Annotated in this window: 20 protein-coding genes; 9 read left to right on the forward strand and 11 right to left on the reverse strand. The window is 34.5% G+C overall.

Going from position 1 to position 19,698, the window contains the following annotated elements; genetic code table 11:
* Positions 1-4: 4 nt before the first annotated feature.
* The gene (locus tag HCX49_RS00710; RefSeq protein ID WP_132772868.1) at positions 5-1,060 is read left to right on the forward strand and encodes a nucleoid-associated protein; all 1,056 of its coding nucleotides are present in this window, start codon (positions 5-7) and stop codon (positions 1,058-1,060) included.
* 121 nt (positions 1,061-1,181) lie between these two features.
* Positions 1,182-2,147 carry a DUF3810 domain-containing protein gene (locus HCX49_RS00715; protein WP_237682754.1) on the forward strand — a complete coding sequence of 322 codons (966 nt, stop codon included), beginning with the start codon at positions 1,182-1,184 and terminating at the stop codon, positions 2,145-2,147.
* 42 nt (positions 2,148-2,189) lie between these two features.
* On the opposite strand, the gene HCX49_RS00720 is transcribed toward HCX49_RS00715, so the two are convergent.
* Together HCX49_RS00720 and lpxB are read right to left on the reverse strand one after the other, a co-directional pair.
* On the reverse strand, positions 2,190-2,828 hold the full coding sequence (locus HCX49_RS00720) for a hypothetical protein (protein ID WP_132772865.1): 639 nt from the start codon (positions 2,826-2,828) through the stop codon (positions 2,190-2,192).
* A gap of 65 nt (positions 2,829-2,893) precedes the next feature.
* Positions 2,894-4,003 (reverse strand): lipid-A-disaccharide synthase, encoded by a 1,110-nt coding sequence (lpxB, locus tag HCX49_RS00725; protein WP_132772863.1) that lies wholly within the window; start codon positions 4,001-4,003, stop codon positions 2,894-2,896.
* A gap of 312 nt (positions 4,004-4,315) precedes the next feature.
* On the opposite strand from lpxB, the gene HCX49_RS00730 reads away from it, so the two are divergent.
* A complete protein-coding gene (locus HCX49_RS00730; RefSeq protein ID WP_132772861.1) occupies positions 4,316-4,621 on the forward strand; it encodes an FtsB family cell division protein in 306 nt (101 codons plus the stop codon).
* A gap of 84 nt (positions 4,622-4,705) precedes the next feature.
* Here HCX49_RS00730 and HCX49_RS00735 read toward each other — a convergent pair whose 3' ends face one another.
* The 4 genes from HCX49_RS00735 to HCX49_RS00750 form a co-directional block, all read right to left on the reverse strand.
* Positions 4,706-6,193, reverse strand: coding sequence for an amino acid permease (locus HCX49_RS00735; protein ID WP_132772859.1), 1,488 nt, complete (start codon positions 6,191-6,193; stop codon positions 4,706-4,708).
* Between the two features lie 361 nt (positions 6,194-6,554).
* Positions 6,555-7,259 (reverse strand): hypothetical protein, encoded by a 705-nt coding sequence (locus tag HCX49_RS00740; RefSeq protein ID WP_021192278.1) that lies wholly within the window; start codon positions 7,257-7,259, stop codon positions 6,555-6,557.
* 111 nt (positions 7,260-7,370) lie between these two features.
* Positions 7,371-9,320, reverse strand: coding sequence for a M1 family metallopeptidase (locus HCX49_RS00745; protein ID WP_132772858.1), 1,950 nt, complete (start codon positions 9,318-9,320; stop codon positions 7,371-7,373).
* 87 nt (positions 9,321-9,407) lie between these two features.
* Entirely contained in the window at positions 9,408-9,755 is a 348-nt protein-coding gene (locus tag HCX49_RS00750) for an ArsC family reductase (RefSeq protein ID WP_021192277.1), read from the reverse strand.
* Positions 9,756-9,981: 226 nt separating this feature from the next.
* On the opposite strand from HCX49_RS00750, the gene fbaA reads away from it, so the two are divergent.
* Positions 9,982-11,061 (forward strand): class II fructose-bisphosphate aldolase, encoded by a 1,080-nt coding sequence (gene fbaA, locus HCX49_RS00755; protein ID WP_021192276.1) that lies wholly within the window; start codon positions 9,982-9,984, stop codon positions 11,059-11,061.
* 178 nt (positions 11,062-11,239) lie between these two features.
* Positions 11,240-11,914, forward strand: coding sequence for a head GIN domain-containing protein (locus tag HCX49_RS00760; RefSeq protein ID WP_132772856.1), 675 nt, complete (start codon positions 11,240-11,242; stop codon positions 11,912-11,914).
* Positions 11,915-11,970: 56 nt separating this feature from the next.
* On the opposite strand, the gene HCX49_RS00765 is transcribed toward HCX49_RS00760, so the two are convergent.
* From HCX49_RS00765 to HCX49_RS00785, 5 genes are all read right to left on the reverse strand, one after another.
* Positions 11,971-12,834 carry a fumarylacetoacetate hydrolase family protein gene (locus tag HCX49_RS00765; protein ID WP_132772855.1) on the reverse strand — a complete coding sequence of 288 codons (864 nt, stop codon included), beginning with the start codon at positions 12,832-12,834 and terminating at the stop codon, positions 11,971-11,973.
* A 182-nt stretch (positions 12,835-13,016) separates the two neighbouring features.
* Positions 13,017-13,949 carry a 30S ribosomal protein S6--L-glutamate ligase gene (gene rimK, locus HCX49_RS00770; protein WP_021192273.1) on the reverse strand — a complete coding sequence of 311 codons (933 nt, stop codon included), beginning with the start codon at positions 13,947-13,949 and terminating at the stop codon, positions 13,017-13,019.
* 66 nt (positions 13,950-14,015) lie between these two features.
* Positions 14,016-14,450 carry an ATP-dependent zinc protease gene (locus HCX49_RS00775; protein ID WP_021192272.1) on the reverse strand — a complete coding sequence of 145 codons (435 nt, stop codon included), beginning with the start codon at positions 14,448-14,450 and terminating at the stop codon, positions 14,016-14,018.
* 53 nt (positions 14,451-14,503) lie between these two features.
* Positions 14,504-15,682 (reverse strand): AIR synthase related protein, encoded by a 1,179-nt coding sequence (locus HCX49_RS00780; RefSeq protein WP_168125860.1) that lies wholly within the window; start codon positions 15,680-15,682, stop codon positions 14,504-14,506.
* Between the two features lie 59 nt (positions 15,683-15,741).
* A complete protein-coding gene (locus tag HCX49_RS00785; protein WP_168125861.1) occupies positions 15,742-16,227 on the reverse strand; it encodes a DNA-deoxyinosine glycosylase in 486 nt (161 codons plus the stop codon).
* A 121-nt stretch (positions 16,228-16,348) separates the two neighbouring features.
* Between HCX49_RS00785 and HCX49_RS00790 the strand changes: the two genes are divergently transcribed.
* The 4 genes from HCX49_RS00790 (at position 16,349) to mgtE (ending at position 19,679) form a co-directional block, all read left to right on the forward strand.
* A complete protein-coding gene (locus tag HCX49_RS00790; protein WP_168125862.1) occupies positions 16,349-17,221 on the forward strand; it encodes an SPFH domain-containing protein in 873 nt (290 codons plus the stop codon).
* A 17-nt stretch (positions 17,222-17,238) separates the two neighbouring features.
* Complete coding sequence (locus HCX49_RS00795) at positions 17,239-17,427, forward strand: hypothetical protein (RefSeq protein WP_021192268.1); 189 nt, start codon at positions 17,239-17,241, stop codon at positions 17,425-17,427.
* Between the two features lie 163 nt (positions 17,428-17,590).
* The gene (pepE, locus tag HCX49_RS00800) at positions 17,591-18,295 is read left to right on the forward strand and encodes a dipeptidase PepE (protein WP_206368135.1); all 705 of its coding nucleotides are present in this window, start codon (positions 17,591-17,593) and stop codon (positions 18,293-18,295) included.
* 67 nt (positions 18,296-18,362) lie between these two features.
* Positions 18,363-19,679 carry a magnesium transporter gene (gene mgtE, locus HCX49_RS00805; RefSeq protein WP_168125863.1) on the forward strand — a complete coding sequence of 439 codons (1,317 nt, stop codon included), beginning with the start codon at positions 18,363-18,365 and terminating at the stop codon, positions 19,677-19,679.
* Positions 19,680-19,698 lie beyond the last annotated feature (19 nt).

The following is a 19,698-nucleotide window of genomic DNA, read 5'->3' on the forward strand; positions in this document are numbered from 1 at the left end:
AAATATGTTTTTTCATCAAGATGCAACTTTCGATCAACTTTCTATCCATCGTGTAGGCAACAAGTCACAAGAGGAGTTTTATATATTATCAGAGCAACCTGTTCCACTTGAGAATGACGATGTATTACCCCCTCTGCTTATGCAATATTTTATGAGTCCTTTTGCAAAGGTAAATGAAGTTTATCGCTTATTTCATCCCAATGGAGAACTGGCGTTAAATGAAATTTATCACTTTACAAAACAGTTCTTTAATGAGCAATTAGCTTTTCATGAATACTCTCAGCAGATAGCAAAACACTTATATGAAGTTTGTATGCACCCGAAGATCAAACCTGGTGAGGTGTATGTGGTTTCATTGAAAAATGTACAGATTGAGGGTGAGAATTATGATGCTGTCGGAATTTTTAAGTCTGAGAACAAGGAAACTTATCTAAAAGTATATCCGAATCAAGGTGGTTTTCAATTGGATTATGAGGAAGAAGCAATTAATATTAATAAATTGGATAAGGGTGTGATCATAGTCAATGTAGAAGAAGAGGAAGGTTATAAGGTGCTGGTTGTCGATCAAACGAATAAAACCGAGGCAGTTTATTGGAAAGATGATTTTCTAAAGATAAAAATTCGTAATGATGATTTTAATCAGACGGGTAACTATTTGAAAGTTTATAAAAACTTTGTAAATGAGAAATTGGATGATATGTTTGAGTTAGAAAAGGCTGATAAGATTGATCTGCTCAATAAATCATTGAATTACTTTAAAGAAAAAGAGACTTTTGATCAAGAGGAATTTGAGGAGGAAGTAATTGGTAATCCTATTGCAGCAACAATGTTTAATGACTTCCGATCTGGATTTGAAGATGAATTTGATTCTCCTTTTCAAAGCAGTTTTGATATCGCTGACAAAGCGGTTAAAAAAATGGAAGCATCTTATAAGACCGTATTAAAGCTGGATAAAAATTTTCATGTTTATTTGCATGGTAAACGAGAATATATTGAAAAGGGATTTGATGAAGAAAAAGGGATGAATTATTACAAGCTATATTTTGAGAATGAGAGCTAATATATAAACCACGTTTATGCTAAAGAAACCACTTATCTGTTTTGCAATACTGTGTTTTATTACTGCAATAATCACCATTCTGGAAGGAAATACGTTTTTTGTTGAGCATTATTATTCAAGAATGTGGTATCCTTCTTTTTCATATTTACCACAAGCTATTTTTGGTTATTTACCTTTTAGTATTGGGGACTTATTTTACTTTTTTGCTGTTTGTTGCCTTTTACTACTAATCGTTAATGTTGTTAAGTACCTATTTAAAAAAAGGTATGTTTATGCAGGTAGATTCCTAGTATATCTTATTAACGTAATTTTGGGCTTATACTTGTTTTTTTACATAAGCTGGGGGATGAACTATTACCGGATACCCATTGTCCAAAATATAGGTTTAAGCACAGATAGTCTAAAGTTGGCTGATTATCTTGTTGTCCTGGAAACATGTCTCGATTCGACAAATATTTTGCGTTCCCAAATAAATCCAAAGCAATGGGAGCATCAGGATGAAAAGATAAAAAGAGAGATGATAGCATTAGTACAGTCGGATACGACTTTCCAATCTTTTCTTTCAACGACTTTAGTTGGTGCAAAGGGTCCCCTTAATAGTCATTGGGTCTCCTATTTTGGTGTGTCAGGATATTTTAATCCTTTTACACATGAAGCACATGTGAATACAGCAATGCCTGTTTTTTCTAGTCCTTTTACGTATGTTCATGAATTGGCTCATCAACAGGGGGTGGGTTTTGAAGACGAAGCAAATTTTATCGCCTATGTGCGATTGAAAAACCATTCAGAGCTTTTTTACCGCTATTCCAGCTATTTACAAACAACATCATATATGCTACAGGAGCTGAGGGGAATAGATGTGGAATTGTTTGCTACTTATAAAAAACGCCTTTCCCAACTTGTAGTGGCGGATCTGAAGGAGGAAGCTACTTTTTGGAGCAATTATACTGGCTGGACTAATAAAGTCTTTGGTATCTTCTATAATGGCTATTTGAAGCATAATAATCAAAAGGAGGGTATGGCCCGCTATGATAGAATGACGAGACTTGTCGTAGCTTATGAATTAAAGCTTAAAGGATGCCTTTAAAATAATTTTAAATAAGAAAAAGCGAGCATTGCTCGCTTTTTCTTATTTAATCGTTATAATCTCAGTCTTGCCATCTGTACCCGGGCTACCGGAATAGATCTGACCTTGAGGAAGTCCTCTCAAGCCAGCAGGAGCTTGTCTTACGCGATCATAAATAGATCTTAAATCGCTGGTTGCATTGACATTTTTACCTCCACCTTCATTTGCAATCTGCAAATAATTAGGTTGTTTTTTATTTTCTCTTTGCGGTACAAGGCTATTTTCTGAAAGTGTTAATTTAACATTTCCACCATTACCATTTGGAAATGTTTTTGTTCCATTAAAGGCATTATCTCCTTTAGCTATAATATACAGCGACCCTAATTTTTGAATATTAGCTTGAATATCAAAATTGGAACCGTTATTTTTTCCATCTGTCCCCGAAATAGAAGCATTATTACCTATAATGGCGTGACCAACATTTAAAATGACATTTTTGTTTGCGTAAAACATCAAGGAAGCTTTATCGCCCATGATCAAAGTGTCAATATGCAAATTAATCGTCGAGTCTGAGGATTTGGTATTGTAGACTTTTTTAGCCTTTTTCCCAATTTCTAATTTGCTGATGTGCTCAACATTACTTTGTGCATATGACTGAAATCCCAAAAAAGCAAGGGCAAAAATTGTAATTATTTTTTTCATGGCTATTTGTTTTTTATGTTAAACAACATCTGTTTGACGAATAGCGTTTTTGAAGGTTTAATGCGCTACTTCAAATACTGAACAATTAATTTAGCGGTTTTGTTTGATGCTCCTGGTTCTCCTAGTTTTTGGGCCAATGTTTCATAATTTTCCATTACACTTGCCCGGTATTCTGCTTTATTGATCAATTGATCTAACTCTTGTGCAATATCGTAAGTGGTACAATCGTCTTGAATCAATTCTCTTACAGACAAGAAGTCATTAATTAAATTGACCAGCGAAATGAATTTTACTTTAATGACCTGTTTAGCAATCCATATAGATAGTGCATTGGCTTTATAAACAACGACTTGAGGTACTTTAAGAATTCCAGTCTCCAATGTTGCTGTCCCACTTGTTACGACTGCTGCTTCGGCATGTTTTAATAAATCGTAAGTAGCATTAAATACAATTGGTATATTTTGATCACCAATGTATTGCTGGTAGTATGATTTATCAAAATTTGGTGCTCCTGCAATTACAAATTGATGCATTGGAAAGAGGTAGGTTAAATTTGCCATAACCGGTAATAACTTTTCTATTTCCATTTTACGGCTACCAGGCAGCAATGCGATGATTGGCCGTTCGCTGAGCTGTTGTTCCGTAATGAAATTAGGATTGAATTTGTAAGATGAAATGGCATCTAGTAATGGATTTCCAACATAGTCAACGGGCATTTTCCATTTTTTATAAAAATCGACTTCAAAGGGAAGGATACAGAACATGTGATCGACGACATGTTTAATTTTAATCACACGTTTTTGATTCCATGCCCATACTTTTGGAGAAATATAGTAACATGTTTTTATACCTTTTTTCTTGGCAAAATCTGCGATTTTTAAGTTAAAGCCGGGGAAATCAATTAAAATGACACAATCAGGCTTTTCTTTAATAATATCTTCTTTTACCTTTTTTAGATTTTTTGAAATGGTACCTAAGTTTTTTAATACTTCGACAAAGCCCATAAAGGCCATTTCCGAAGTGTGTATTAAGGCCTTTTGATCTGCAGATTCTTCCATCTGCGTGCCGCCTACGATTTTGAAGGTAGCGTCTGGATCTTCGACTTTTAATGCGTTGATCAAGTTTGCACCATGTAAATCTCCGGAAGATTCGCCTGCTATAAGATAATATTTCATTTGCTCGATTCTATTCAATAATAGGGTTAAACTTAGATAATTTTGCTTAGATCCGCAATATTATTGCGCTTATATAAAAGTAATGATATTGGATTTATCGTTTTATGGATACAGTATGGGTGATTCATTTTTTGATGATGATTGCGCATTTCTAATGAAGAAAGTTACAGGTTCCTTTTATAATAGATGATTATCACGCAGTTTTTCCATAATTAATGTGTTCATAATTAGACTTTAGCTAATTTTTAGATAAATGTTTTTATATTTAATTGAGATTTAGCATGTATAGATCTTAAATATTACTTTTGTACTATGGATAGATTTTTAGCACTTATTCGAAACAAATATTTTTTAGCTGGTATAGCTTTTACTGTTTGGATGTGTTTTTTTGATCGTAATGATTTTGCAACACAATATAGTTACCAGCATCAAAAAAGTAATTTGGAGAGAGAGAAAGCGTTTTACGAGAAAGAAAATGAGAGTATTATTGAAACCATAACAGACATCCGCTCTGATCAACGTGAAGTGCAAAGGATAGCTCGTGAAAAATATAAAATGAAGAAAGAAAATGAGGATGTTTATATTGTAACCGAGGTAGAACCAAAAGAAGAAAATTAAATCCAAGTTTCCTTTCTTTAGGATATTGAATTATTAGAATAACATAAAAAAGGCTGTTTCGATCTTGAAACAGCCTTTTTTATGTTATTCTTCTGTCTTATGCTCTGCGGCATATTCTTTTCTTATTTTCGAATGTTTTTTGCTATAAACAAAGTAAATTATTACACCGATCAACATCCAGATGCCTAGTCGTTCCCAAGATTCAATAGGTAATGATGCCATCATTAATACACAGACTAAAATACCGAGTATCGGAATAAGTGGTACAAATGGTGTTTTAAATGGACGTTCCAGGTTTGGTTCTGTTTTGCGTAATACAAGTATCCCTATACACACTAATGTAAATGCAAATAAGGTACCAATACTGACCATGTGGCCTAAATCGGATACGGGCACAAATCCGGCAAAAATACTTACAAATACCATGAAAATTAAATTTGTTTTCCAAGGAGTCTGTCTTTTTGATAGATCTGAAAATATTCGAGGTAATAGACCATCTTTACTCATTGAATAAAATACACGGCTTTGACCTAAAAGCATGACCAAAATTACAGATGTATATCCAGCGATAATCGTTACGATTAAAGCTGTGTTTAAGAAGGTATAACCTGTTTTTGCAAATGCAGTGGCAACAGGTTTGGCATCACCTTTAAACTCAGTGTAAGGTGCCAATCCAGTCAATACATATGAAAACAATACATATAGTAAGGTACAGATAATCAAAGAACCAATAATACCGATTGGCATTCCTTTTTTAGGATTTTTAGCTTCTTGCGCAGCAGTACTAACGGCATCAAAACCGATAAAAGCAAAAAATACAACTCCAGCCGCTCTCAGGATACCGCTAAAACCAAAATGACCAAAATCATCGCTACCCAGAAAACTCCAGAAGCTTAACTGGCCACTTTTCACCATTTCTTCTCCATGATTGACAGGTATAAAAGGTGTGTGATTCGCTGGATCTATGAATCCCCAACCCAGTACAATGAAAATTAGAACTACAGCAACTTTTAGAATAACTAAAATGTTATTTACAAAAGAAGATTCTTCTGTACCGCGCATTAAAAGTAGTGATAGTAAACAAACAATGATAATTGCAGGAACATTGACAATACCACCTTCCCAAGGACCATGTAGAAATTGAGTTGGAATTTCGACGCCTAATGTTAAGAGAAGTTGATTGAAGTATTGGGACCAACTAACAGATACCGTAGCTGCTGCCAAAGCATATTCTAAGACTAGATCCCATCCAATTATCCACGCCATAAATTCACCCATCGTAGCATATGAATAGGTATAAGCAGATCCAGCAACCGGGATCATCGATGCAAATTCTGCATAACATAAACCTGCAAAACCACAGCCTACAGCCGCAATAATAAAAGAGAGTACTACAGCAGGACCAGCATGGTCGGCCGCCGCTATACCTGTCAGTGAAAATAAGCCTGCACCTATAATGGCACCTACTCCTAATGCAATAAGTCCAGAACTGGAGAGTGTACGTTTTAATGTACCTTGGCCATTTAGCTCTGCTTCTGCGATTAATTTGCTAATCGATTTTTTAAAAAGCATAAATATGTTTTAAGTGGGTTGTTTTTTAATGTTTATTGATTGTCTTTTCAAAGTCAAATATAGTTTATTATATGAAAAAAGAGGAAGTTTTTTTTGTTTCTGTTCTTGATATAATGATAATTAATGTTTATAAAGCTGTTGTAAAGTATTTTTACATAGCCTAACTTATTTAAACTTGTTCAAAATAAAAGAAAGAAATTTTTAAATAAAGTATTGGGAGTTTGAACACAGAATGGTAAAGAATCTGCGCGTTAATGATTCAATATTCGTATAAAGGCTTTAAAAATAAAAAAGCTTTAAACCTTATATGTGAAATATTTTGGTTTAAAGCTTTTTTGAACTTATAATAAAGTTGAATTTACTATTTTCCTTTTTTCGTGTTGTATTTTTTGTAGGCATCTATAATATACAACTTAACATCTTCTGCTGAGGCTTGCTCAATGAATTTGTAAGTCGGTCTGTATTGCTCTTTGAAAAGTGCCAAATCTGGATTTTTTAGAGGCGTTACGGATTGGATTAAGTCATCTGTGAATTTACGATCGATAGCTCTTTTATGTTGCTCCTCTACTAAAAGTTTGTAGTTTTGACGTGCTCTTTTTCCTTCTTTACTAAATAGTCGAGAAGGAGAGAGACGGATACCGCCACGTTGTTGACCAACATCAGAGTATTTTCCCGCGATTTTTGTTGCATTGATTTCTGCAATTAATCTACTATCTGTCATTCTTTCAATATAGACTTCATTTAGTTCAATTACTGAGTTTAATCTATTTAGATAAACTCTTTTAACACCATAATCATAGACAAAAACAGTGTCTTTTTCATATCCGGTAGCCTCTATCGCTAAATAATCATTCAATTGAGCATCAATGATAAAATTGCCTTCTTGATCTGTTTGCACAATTTTATTTGTACGGGTATTTTTGATAGAAACTCCTTCAATTTTTTGACTACTGACCAATTCCATGGCAATTCCTTTTATTTTTTCCTGCGCTTTGAGATTGCTGAAGATACTGGTAATTCCCAGAAGTGTCAATATGCTTAAACTATGTATGAATGCTGTTTTCATTTTTCCTTTTTATATAACCAAAAATACATAAATATAAGTAGTAATGTATTTAAAAGAAATTATTTTAATAAAAAAATCTCATATATGATTGTATATGAGATTTTCTGTTTTTTATTTTGCTGTCCAGATATTGTTTTCCGGAACATGGTCTGGAAAAACTTTATCAGGATCTAATTGAACTGATATTAAAGGTTCTTTTGAATCTATTTTGAAGTCAAAAGATTGGTTTCTTTCCCAAACTTCTACGGGTAATTTTTTTCGAATTTTCTTTCCTGATACTGTTGTGGCTTCAACTACTACAGGCATAGGAAGTTTTTCTAAATTTTGAACCGTAATAACGGAACCTAATTTAGGGTCATTTTTTATGTATGTTACTTTATTGATTGCCTGATCAAGACGCCAGTTGTTTAGAAACCAACCGCGCCAAAACCAATTTAAGTTTTCCCCTGTCCCATTTTCCATTGAACGGAAAAAATCTTCTGGTGTCGGATGTTTATAGGCCCAATCAGAAATGTATTTTTTGAATGCATAATCAAAACGTTCTGCGCCGATAATTTCATTTCTTAATAATTTGAGACCATAAGCAGGTTTATAGTAAAGCAATATACCAATATTGCGTTCATCCATGCTTTGTGGTGTATTCATTATCGCTTCTAAGCGAGGATCTGTAAATCGGACTGCTTGACTGTTTGGATCCCCAACTTGTTTAAAATATTCACCGTTATTGAAACTTTCAGTTGCAATTTCATTTATGAAAGAGTTGAATCCTTCATCCATCCAGCCAAATTCTCTTTCGTTGCTCGATACGATCATTGGAAACCAGTTATGGCCAAATTCATGATTGGTTACTCCCCATAAGGATCCAGCACGTGCTTTATTGCCACAAAAAGATAATGCAGGGTATTCCATGCCTCCAACATTGGAAGCTACGTTGACAGCTACAGGATAGGGATAATCAAACCATTTGTTGGAGTAATGTTCAATGGCCGCTTTGGTATACTCGGTAGAACGTTCCCAGGCATTATTACCATTACTTTCTTCTGGGTAAGCAGAAATAGCAAGTGATTTTTTTCCATTGACCAAATTAATTCTCGCCGCATCCAATATAAAAGAAGAGGAAGAAGCCCATGCAATATCTTGCGCATTATTTAAAATGTATTTCCAAGTTAGACTTTTTTTGTTTGGTCTTGAGTTTGCTTGAGCGACCTCTTGTGCAGAACGTATGATGACTGTCTGGTCACTATTTTTGGCATTTTCATAGCGTTTAAACTGTTCTGCCGTAAATACTTCTTGTGGGTTTTGAAGTTCTCCCCCCAAAACGACAATGTGATTCGCGGGAGCCGTTATCTGTACCTGATAATTACCAAATTCACGATAAAATTCGCCAGGCCCCGTATAAGGTATTGTATTCCATCCTCGAATGTTGTCGTAAACGCATACTCTAGGGAACCATTGTGCGATGGCAAAAACATTACCTTTGGCGGCTTTCAGTATTCCCGTTCTATCGGCACCATATTCTGGTATTATGTATGAATATTGTATCTTAAATCCTGTTTTACCACCTTTTGCCGCTAAGGCTTGAGTTAGCCTAATTTGCATGCGGGTATCGGTGATGATATAATCAACCGGTTTACCAGTTAGATCGGTGACAGAAGATATCGTATAGCCACCATCAAAACTTGCGTTAGCATCACCATATCTACTTTTTGTTAATGGAGATATGGCTTGACCTCGACCTTCTTTGGAGAACATATTTTGGTCTAACTGAAGCCATACATAGTCCAGCTGATCTGGACTATTATTGCTATAATTTATTTCAACATTTCCAGCAATTGTATTTTTTTGATCGTCTAATGTTGCTGTAATTTTATAGTCAGCATTGTTTTGCCAGTAAGCTGGTCCTGGTTTTCCACTTGCTGAGCGAAATTCATCACCATTATTATTAAAAAATAAAGGAGCAAATGCTTCAGTATAACTATAATTGCTTTTTTGTTGAGCAAAACTTGGAGTTGATAATGATAAGGACAGAATACTTATTGACAATAAGGGTAATCTTTTCATACTTAATTGTAGGGATTGTTCTGCCTAAATATAGTATGAAAAGATGTATTGTTAAATTTTTTCGAAGAAATAGTCGGATTGTAACGATTATTTTAGAGAGGAAGCGTATTCTAGTTCATCGAAACCGAGCAAAATTTGCTTTCCTCCTTCAATTACAGGTCTTTTAATCATACTTGTGTTTTTGATCAGAACTTGGTTAGCGGTGTGTGCATCTGTAACGGTCGCTTGTTCTTCTACATCAAGTTTTTTCCATGTGGTTCCTTTTTTATTCAACAGTTTTTCCCAACTGATTTCTTTTTCCCATTCCTCGAGTTTATTTTCAGAGATGCCTTCCTTTTTATAGTCGTGAAATGTATAAGGCAATTGATGTTCTTCTAACCAATTTATCGCTTTTTTCACTGTGTTGCAGTTTTTGATTCCGTATACGTGTAACATATTTGTTCTATATTTTAATTCAAACTTAGAGAAATTGTAATTGATATCCAATATCGTATAGGTGAATATTAAATTATAGATGCTATTGGGTAAACTTCTTTATTTAGTGAGCATGGATCATTGTGTTAGTGTAAGAAGTACACTTTATAAATTATGTAGAACAATATTTTTTTTTTAACTTAGTCCATAAATAGTGAGATTATAAATAACAAAAGCAAATTATAATATGAGCCTAAAAGATTTTAAAGGTGTATTGACGGGAGATCAAGTACAAGAATTGTTTGAATTAGCAAAAACACACAAATTCGCATTACCAGCTGTTAACGTAACTGGTACAAACTCGATTAATGCTGTGATGGAAACTGCAAAAGCGGTTAACTCACCAGTGATTATTCAATTGTCAAATGGTGGAGCACAATTTTACGCTGGTAAAACGTTAAATAATGATGGATTAAAGGCATGTATTCTAGGTGCTGTAGCTGCTGCTCAACACGTTCATTTATTAGCAGAGCACTATGGTGTTGCAGTTATTTTGCATACAGACCATGCTGCTAAGAAATTATTACCTTGGATCGACGGTTTATTAGATGCTGGTGAGAAGTTTTTCGCACAACACGGTAAACCATTATTCTCTTCTCATATGTTAGATTTGTCTGAAGAGCCTATTGAAGAAAATATTGAGATTTCGGCAAAATACTTAGCACGTATGAAGCCGCTTGGAATGACTGTTGAAATCGAATTGGGTGTAACAGGTGGTGAAGAAGATGGTGTAGATAATTCTGATGTTGATAGTTCGAAATTATATACACAACCAGAAGAGGTAGCTTATGCTTATGAAGAATTATCAAAGGTGTCTGATAAATTTACTGTAGCAGCAGCTTTTGGTAATGTACACGGTGTATATAAGCCAGGAAATGTAAAATTACAACCTGTTATTTTACATAACTCACAAGAATTCATTCGCGAGAAATTTAATTTAACTGCTGATAAACCTGTTAATTTTGTTTTCCACGGTGGTTCGGGCTCAACTCCTGAGGAGATTGCAGAAGCAATTTCATATGGTGCAATCAAAATGAACATCGATACAGATATGCAATGGGCTATGTGGGATGGTGTTCGCGAGTATGAAGCTAAAAACCATGATTATTTACAAGGTCAAATCGGTAATCCTGAAGGAGCTGATTCTCCAAATAAAAAATACTACGATCCCCGCGTTTGGTTACGTAAGGGAGAAGAAGCTTTCGTTACACGTTTGAAACAAGCTTTCCAAGAATTGAATGCAATTGATGTTAATAGCAAGTTATAATATCGATTGAGTCTACATTTAAGTAGTACTAAAAAGCGTATGAGGTAATTTCACTTCGTACGCTTTTTTGTTGGGGCTGTGTTTTTTATTTATTTTTGTTAAAATCTGCTAAATTTTATCTTAAAGTCAGGAATGGTGCATATTTTGCAGGATAGTTATACGAATAGAATATATTGATATGAAAAAATTAGGATTAGGTGCTATTTTATTTTTTATTGCGCAATTAGGAATTGCTCAGACAAAGCAGAACGTGGGTACGTTTAATTCGGTAGATGTTACAGATAAAATTCAGGTTGAATTAATTCATGGCAATTCCAATGAGGTTGTGACTGAAGGGGCTAATTCTGAGAATATCCAAGTTATCAACAAAAACGGTGCATTACGTATTAAAATGAATACTTTAAATGCTCTTCAAGGAAATAATATCAGTGTTAAGGTATACTATCAATCTTTGAATAGTTTATCTGCCAAAAAAGGAGCGAAGATCGTTAATAGAGAAAAAGAGAAAATAGTAGCCGATCAATTAAATGTTTCCGCGGCAGAGGGTGGTTTAGTGGTTGTTTATGTGGAGGCTAAAAAGGTAGATGTTAAGCCTACTTCAGGTTCTACAATTTCACTTATTGGAAAAAGTATCACACAAGATGTTGTGTCTAATTTTGGCGGTAAATATGAAGGTAAAGAATTGATAACAGATGTAACCAATGTTACGGTCAATGGCGGTGGTCAAGCAGAGGTATATGCAAAAGATTCTATTGTCGCTAAAACGCGTGCGGGTGGCGTTATTGAAGTTTATGGCAAACCTGCACATAAATCTGAGAAGAAATTGGCTGGTGGAATAATTAATTATAAATAATCTACTAGAGTAAATTAAAAAAGCACTTAATTTTTTAAGTGCTTTTTTTAATGATTTTAACTGGATTCTTTCTGGAAGTTAATCAGTGTGTTCTTAGCAACACCTAAACCTTCTATTCCATATTCAATTTCATCACCCTCTACTAAAAATCGTTGCGGTACATGTCCTATACCTGTGCCAGCAGGTGAGCCGGTTGAAATAATATCTCCGGGGAATAATCCAAAGAAATCCGAAATATAGGAAATTAATTCTTTAACAGGAGTAATGAAATTTTTTGTATTTCCTTCCTGCATTAATTTACCGTTGAGTTTTAACCAAATTCTTAAATTCCCATCGTCTTCAATTTCGTCTTTTGTTACAAAATAGGGGCCTAAAGGAGCAAAAGTATTATAGCCCTTTCCTTTATCCCAGGTACCACCTCTATGTTTCATAAAATGACGCTCTGTTACATCATTCATCATGACATATCCAGCGATATAATCTGTTGATTCCGCTGTCGAAATATGTGTACCCTTTTTTCCGATCACAACAGCAAGTTCTGTCTCCCAGTCTGTATGGTATGAGTTTTTTGGAATTATAATGTTATCAAAGGGGCCATTTAATGCTGAAATAGCTTTTAAAAATAATATGGGCTCTTGTTCTTGAGCTAATCCAGTTTCTTTTGCATGGTCAGAATAATTAAGTCCTACGCATACAATTTTAGTTGGATTTGCAAGTGGTGTTCCGATACGACTTTCGGAAGGAATTGGCTTTAAGCTTGTACGGTTATTTATCACAAACTCTTCTAATCTTTCGAGCCCACCATTAGCGAGAAATTTATTGTCATAATCTTCTCCAAAATCGGAAGTGTCATAGTGAACTTCATTGATTAAAATTCCTGTTTTTTCTTCATTTAGTGGTCCGTAGCGAAATAACTTCATAGCATCTTAAAATATAATCGGCAAATGTAACCGTATAATCCTATTTATTCGTTTTAGTATTGTCAAAATCAGGTAATGAAATTTTGGGCTTTTCTATCATGTATTCTAAACAGATGATTTTTCATATCATTATATGAAGTTCATAAACAAAAAAGGTTCCTTTTTTAGAGGAACCTTAATTTTTATAAATCGCTTTGCTTTTTCTTCTTTTTACGAATCTCTGGTTTGGCAGCTTTCTTTAATTCAAACTGTTTTTCGAGATACATGATAATTTCTCCAGCAATATCTTTTTTTGTTGCTTTTTCTATTCCTTCTAATCCAGGAGATGAGTTTACTTCCAGTACGAGAGGACCTCTGTCTGATGGCATCATATCAACACCACAAACTGTTAATCCCATGGAAGCCGCAGCTGCAATGGCAGTCTCACGTTCATTTTTTGTAAGTCTGATAATTTCTGCTGTTCCCCCACGATGGATGTTAGATCTAAACTCTCCTTCTTTGGCTGTTCTTTTCATTGCACCGACCACTTTTCCTCCAACAACAAATGCACGTATATCTGTTCCTTTCGCTTCTTTGATATATTCTTGTATTAAGATATTATTTCCTAATCCATAGAAAGCTTCTATAACTGAGGAGGCAGCTTTCTTCGTTTCAGCTAATACTACACCAATTCCTTGTGTTCCTTCGAGTAATTTAATAACTAAAGGTGCACCACCGACCATGCTAATCAGGTCGTCAACATCAGATGCAGTACGGGCAAATCCAGTAATGGGAAGACCGATTCCTGCACCAGATAAAATTTGCATACAACGAAGTTTGTCTCGTGATCGTGTGATTGCTTGACTTGGATTGGCTGAAATTACGTCCATTACCTCAAATTGCCTCACAATGGCCGAACCATAGAAAGTAACCGAAGCACCAATTCGAGGAATTATTGCATCAATATCTGAAATATCTTGACCTTTATAGTGGATGCTAGGTTTGCCTTGTTGAATTCCTACATAGCATTTGCTATGATCGATGACAACGCATTCATGTCCACGTTTTTCTGCAGCTTCTACTAATCGACGTGTCGAGTATAAGCTTTTAACTGTTGATAATACAGCGATTTTCACTTTGCTATGATTAGAATGATTTAATTGTAATGTTGGTTCATAAACAATTGTCTATGAATATTCTTTTTATCCAACAGATTTTTGAGATAAGTTAGATCTTGACACGTCCACGATAAACCTTTTTGATAGGAAACTTTTTCCTAGTAACATAGGATATCGCATGGAAGAACGGTTTCTAAAAGATAATTTAATTTCGAAAAACTGATTATATAATTTGGCTTTTGTTAATATGTAATAACGCTTTTCTTTTTGACCGAATGAACTTTTTACAATTTTTTCTCGATAAACAGGAAATTTGAATATGCGAAGTTCTCTTGTTTTAAAATTAACGATAATATGGCAAATAATCCACTTTTGATTTTCAATTATTTTGATTTCATAAGATTCACAATGTAAAACAGATGATCCCGCACCTGTATCTACTTTTGCTTCAATATTAAAAATACCAAGTTCCGGTAAATCTAATGATTCTTTCCAACCCACAATTAGTTTATCTTTCATGGTTATAAGGAGTCATTAGACTTGATAAAATACCAAGTCTAATGACGTTTTAGTTATTCGTAAATAAACTCGCCGTAAGGAGATTTAACTGTTACTTGTTTTGTAGTAGCAGCTTCTACGCGACCAATAATTTGAGCGGGAATACCATAAGATTCGGAGATTGCAATAATTTCTGATGCAATTTCTTCAGGTACATAAAGTTCCATGCGGTGTCCCATGTTGAATACTTTGTACATTTCTTTCCAATCCGTATTTGATTCTTTTTGAATCAAATCAAACAATGGAGGGATAGGGAAGAGGTTGTCTTTGATAACGTGTACTGCATCAACAAAGTGTAATACTTTCGTTTGTGCACCACCTGAACAATGTACCATTCCGTCAATTTGAGAACGGTAAAGATCTAATATTTTTTTGATTACCGGCGCATATGTACGTGTTGGAGAAAGAACTAGTTTTCCTGCTGTAATTTCTTCACCAGTTTCAACTGTGATTTTATCGGTTAAATTTTGACTGCCTGAAAAAACTAAGTCATATGGAACAGCTGGGTCAAAACTTTCCGCATATTTTGCTGCAATATTTTTATTAAAGACATCATGACGTGCTGAAGTTAATCCATTGGATCCCATTCCTCCGTTATATTCGGTCTCATAGTTAGCTTTTCCTGAAGAGGATAAACCAACAATTACATTGCCTGGTTTTATGTTATGATTAGAAATGATGTCTTCACGTTTCATGCGACAAGTTACCGTACTATCTACAATAATAGTACGTACTAAATCGCCCACATCTGCAGTTTCACCACCTGTTGAATAAATACCAATACCCATTTCACGGAGCTCTGCTAGAATTTCTTCTGTTCCATTAATAATTTCTGCAAGAACTTCTCCTGGAATGACATTCTTATTACGACCAATAGTAGATGATAATAAAATATTATCGGTAGCGCCTACACAAAGTAAGTCATCAAGATTCATGATGATTGCATCTTGTGCAATACCGCGCCAAACAGATATATCACCTGTTTCTTTCCAGTAAACATAGGCCAAGGAAGATTTCGTACCTGCACCATCAGCGTGCATAATATTACACCACTGTTCATCACCACCTAGAATATCAGGAATGATTTTACAAAAAGCTTTTGGATACAATCCTTTATCGATGTTCTTAATAGCATTGTGTACATCCTCTTTACCTGCGGATACACCTCTTTGGTTATATTTTAAATCTGACATGTTGCTGCAAAAATAATGATTCGTTATGAATTTTAAGCTTTTATTGTAGTAAATATTTGTTAATCTTTTTTAAATATGACTTGCCATTCAAGAAGTAATTTTTCTAAAGAGTATTGTGCATTTGCAGGACTTGTGCTGGGTAGTGTGTAATACTGGTATTGATCCGCTTTTTTAAAGTGTTTATCAAATACTTTACGCGCTTTTTGTCCATTAAATATGATGGTATGGAGGTGTGGGTGCTGGGAGAAGAATGTAGTGAGGTCATTTGGAATTTCCTCAAGAATATCGAGATCCATACTGCCTTTTCTTTTTGCTTGTGCGCACACATCCCATAGACCGATCCTATTTTCTAGCAGTATATTTAATTTTTCTGAATAAGAATGAAAGTCAGTTATATTAAAAATCCGTTGGATTAATTTCCAGAAGCGATTCTGAGGATGTGCATAATATTCTTGGGCTTGAAGGGACCTGTCTCCTGGTAAAGAACCCAATATTAATACTTGAATATCTTTATTTTGAATGGGTAAGAATGATTGTTTAAACATCTTGATAATAAACATTTATGCCGAATATAAATAATCCTTTTTGATCTGGCATATTTTATTTTGAAATGAAATCTTAATGCTATATATTTGATATCAAACTAATATCAAAACTTAAAAAAATATGGAAAAATTAATTAAACCTCTTTCTGGTTATTTAGCTCTTTTAATTGCTATTGTTCTTTTTGTACTTGGAATCGTATGTTTCTTTCAAGCAGAAGCTTCTTCCTGGTATATTGCGGTGGGGATTTTATTTATTTTAACCACACTGTTCTTGTTAAAGGGTCTGATGATCATTAATCCAAATCATTCACGTGTGTTGAATTTTTTTGGAAGTTATATTGGTACAGTAAAAGAAAATGGGTTATTTTTTGTTAATCCTTTGTACTCTACTTTAAATGTTAGTCTACGATCGGATAATTTACAGGGACAAACTTTAAAAGTAAATGATAAAATGGGAAATCCTATTGAAATAGGCGCTGTTATTGTTTGGCAAGTTGGTGATACTTATAAGGCTACTTATGATGTGACAAATTATACTTCATATGTCCGCACACAAAGCGAAGCGGCTGTGCGGCATTTGGCTGGTAGTTTTCCTTATGATAATTTGGAAATAGATCCTAATAATCAAGCAACAATTACTTTGCGTGAAGGTGGAGATACTGTTAATCATATCTTAGAAAAAGAATTATTAGAGCGTTTGGCTCCAGCTGGTATTATTATAAAAGAGGCGCGGATCAGTCATTTAGCATATGCTTCTGAAATTGCCGGAGCAATGTTACAAAGACAGCAGGCAACTGCGATTGTTGCCGCTCGTGCTAAAATTGTTGAAGGTGCAGTTGGTATGGTAGAAATGGCTTTGCAAAGATTGTCTGAAAAAGATATAGTTGAGCTTGATAATGATAAAAAGGCAGCAATGGTTAGTAATTTGATGGTTGTACTCTGCGGGGAAAAGGCGGCATCTCCTGTGTTAAATACGGGAACCCTGTATCAATAGTTTTATTAATAAATAATATGGCGGAAAAAAAGAATTTCATGCTCCGGATTGATAGTGATGTATATAAGGCATTGGAAAAATGGTCTGCCGACGAATTTAGGAGTGTGAACGGGCAAATAGAGTTTTTATTGAATAAGGCGTTGAAAGAAGAAAAGCGCTTACTTGATAAAAAAATAAAAACAACTTCAGATAAATCAGCAGAGTAGTTTGTTTAACATCCTTAATTGAGATTTATTGCATTTGACATGTGATAGTTGCTAGTGTGAAAGTAAAGGTTTCTAAAATCATTTTCACACTAGCTTTTTTAATGATGAAATAACATAATAAATTTTAAATTTGAATGAATTTTGAGTGGTAAGATAGATAGATATGAATAATAATTTTAGATTGCTTGTTATCAGTACAAGTACGATCCATGGGAGTTCTTTTTTGACCTATATAAAAAATGATTTGGTTGACTTTATTCAGACCGATGAATTGATATTTGTACCTTACGCAAGGCCATCTGGTATTTCTTATGATGAATATACAGCTCATGTTCAGGAAGCTTTAAAAGATAAAGGAATTCGGGTAAAAGGTCTACACACTTTTTCTGATCAAAAGGATGCAATAAAAAAAGCAAAAGCAATTTTTATAGGAGGAGGAAATACTTTTCTTTTGCTCAAGACTTTGTATGAATTGGATCTTGTTAGTGAAATTAAATCGGCTGTTGCTTCTGGTTTACGTTATGTGGGTACTTCAGCTGGATCTAATTTAACGGGCTTGACAATTGGTACAACTAACGATATGCCGATCGTTTATCCCCCAAGTTTTGAAGCGTTACAGTTTTTACCTTTTAATCTCAACCCACATTATCTTGATCCAGATCCTAACTCTACACATAAAGGTGAAACGAGAGAGACAAGAATCCAAGAATTTCATCAATTCAACAGTCAGGCTGTGTTGGGTTTACGAGAGGGTAGCTGGTTACATGTTGAGCATGGTCAAATTGAATTGAAAGGTGTACTGTCTGCACGATTATTTCAACAAGGAAAAGATCCTATTGAGCTTAATCCTGGTCAACTTCAATTTTGAGATATTTACAAAATACTTTAGCAATTTAGCTTCTAGATTTTAGCGGTGATTAAAAAAGTAATTATTTATGAGTAAAAAAATAAAAGTACATCCCGCAGATATTGCTGAAAATCTAAGTAAATTAGACAAAGAGGCTTTGTATGAGCAATTTAATCATTATGATTTTGACTTGCAACTCGAGATATTTTCTTTTTTAGAAAAGGATGTTCAATATCGCCTAGCGAAATCCCTCTCAGAATCGGAACTGACAGAATTACTTAACAACTTAAAGCCTGATATTAGGAATCAGCTATTTTCTGATTTACCTGATGATTTGATTAAGTACTTAATTAATTTGTTAAATGAACGTGAAAAACAGTTAGCGTTGAAGCTGATTGGCTATGATGAAAATAGTATTGCACATCTCATGACCCCGATGTATGTCCAAGTTAGACCATATTTTACTGTTGAACATGTTTTTAAGCATATTAAGCTTTTTGGAAAGAAGGCTGAAACCTTAAATTTTATATATGTTGTCGATGAAAAGAATGTGCTTATTGATGATTTAAAAATAGGTGAGTTGTTATTAGCCGATACAGATATTGAAATTTCAGAACTGATTGATCATAATTTTGTTGCTATCAGAGCCGCAACTCCTATGGAGGAGGCATTTGAGATTTTCCAGAAATACGATCGAAGTGCGCTTCCGATCACGACGGATAATGGTGTATTGGTCGGTATTGTGACATTTGATGATGTATTGGATCAGATAAAAGATCGAGATACGGAAGATATCCAACGTTTTGGCGGGATGGATGAACTTGATGTTGCTTATACAAAAACTCCGCTACTTAAATTGATTCAAAAAAGAGCTGGTTGGTTGATTATTTTGTTTTTAAGTGAAATGCTAACAGCTTCAGCGATGGCTTACTTTGACGGAGAAATTGAAAAGGCTGTAGTTCTTGCTTTATTTGTTCCATTAATTATTTCTAGTGGCGGAAATTCTGGATCGCAAGCCGCATCATTAATTATTCGAGCCATGGCTTTGGGAGAGATAAAACTTAAGGACTGGTGGTATGTCATGAAACGTGAGATTTCATCTGGTCTGATTTTGGGAGGTATATTGGGTACTATTGGTTTTCTTAGAATTTTACTTTGGCAAGAACTGGGAATATATGATTATGGTATTTACTGGGTTTATATTGCACTAAGTGTTTCTTTATCTTTACTTTTTGTTGTGCTTTGGGGTACATTATCCGGTTCGGTTATCCCATTTGTACTACGCAGATTCGGTTTAGATCCAGCAACAGCTTCAGCACCTTTTGTCGCAACTTTGGTTGATGTATCTGGATTGATTATTTATTTTACCGTTGCGGGCTTATTATTATCGGGTAAGCTATTATAGCCTTTATTAACATAATATT

Origin of the sequence: Sphingobacterium sp. B16(2022), from assembly GCF_012030425.1 — a bacterium.
Classification (GTDB): domain Bacteria; phylum Bacteroidota; class Bacteroidia; order Sphingobacteriales; family Sphingobacteriaceae; genus Sphingobacterium; species Sphingobacterium anhuiense.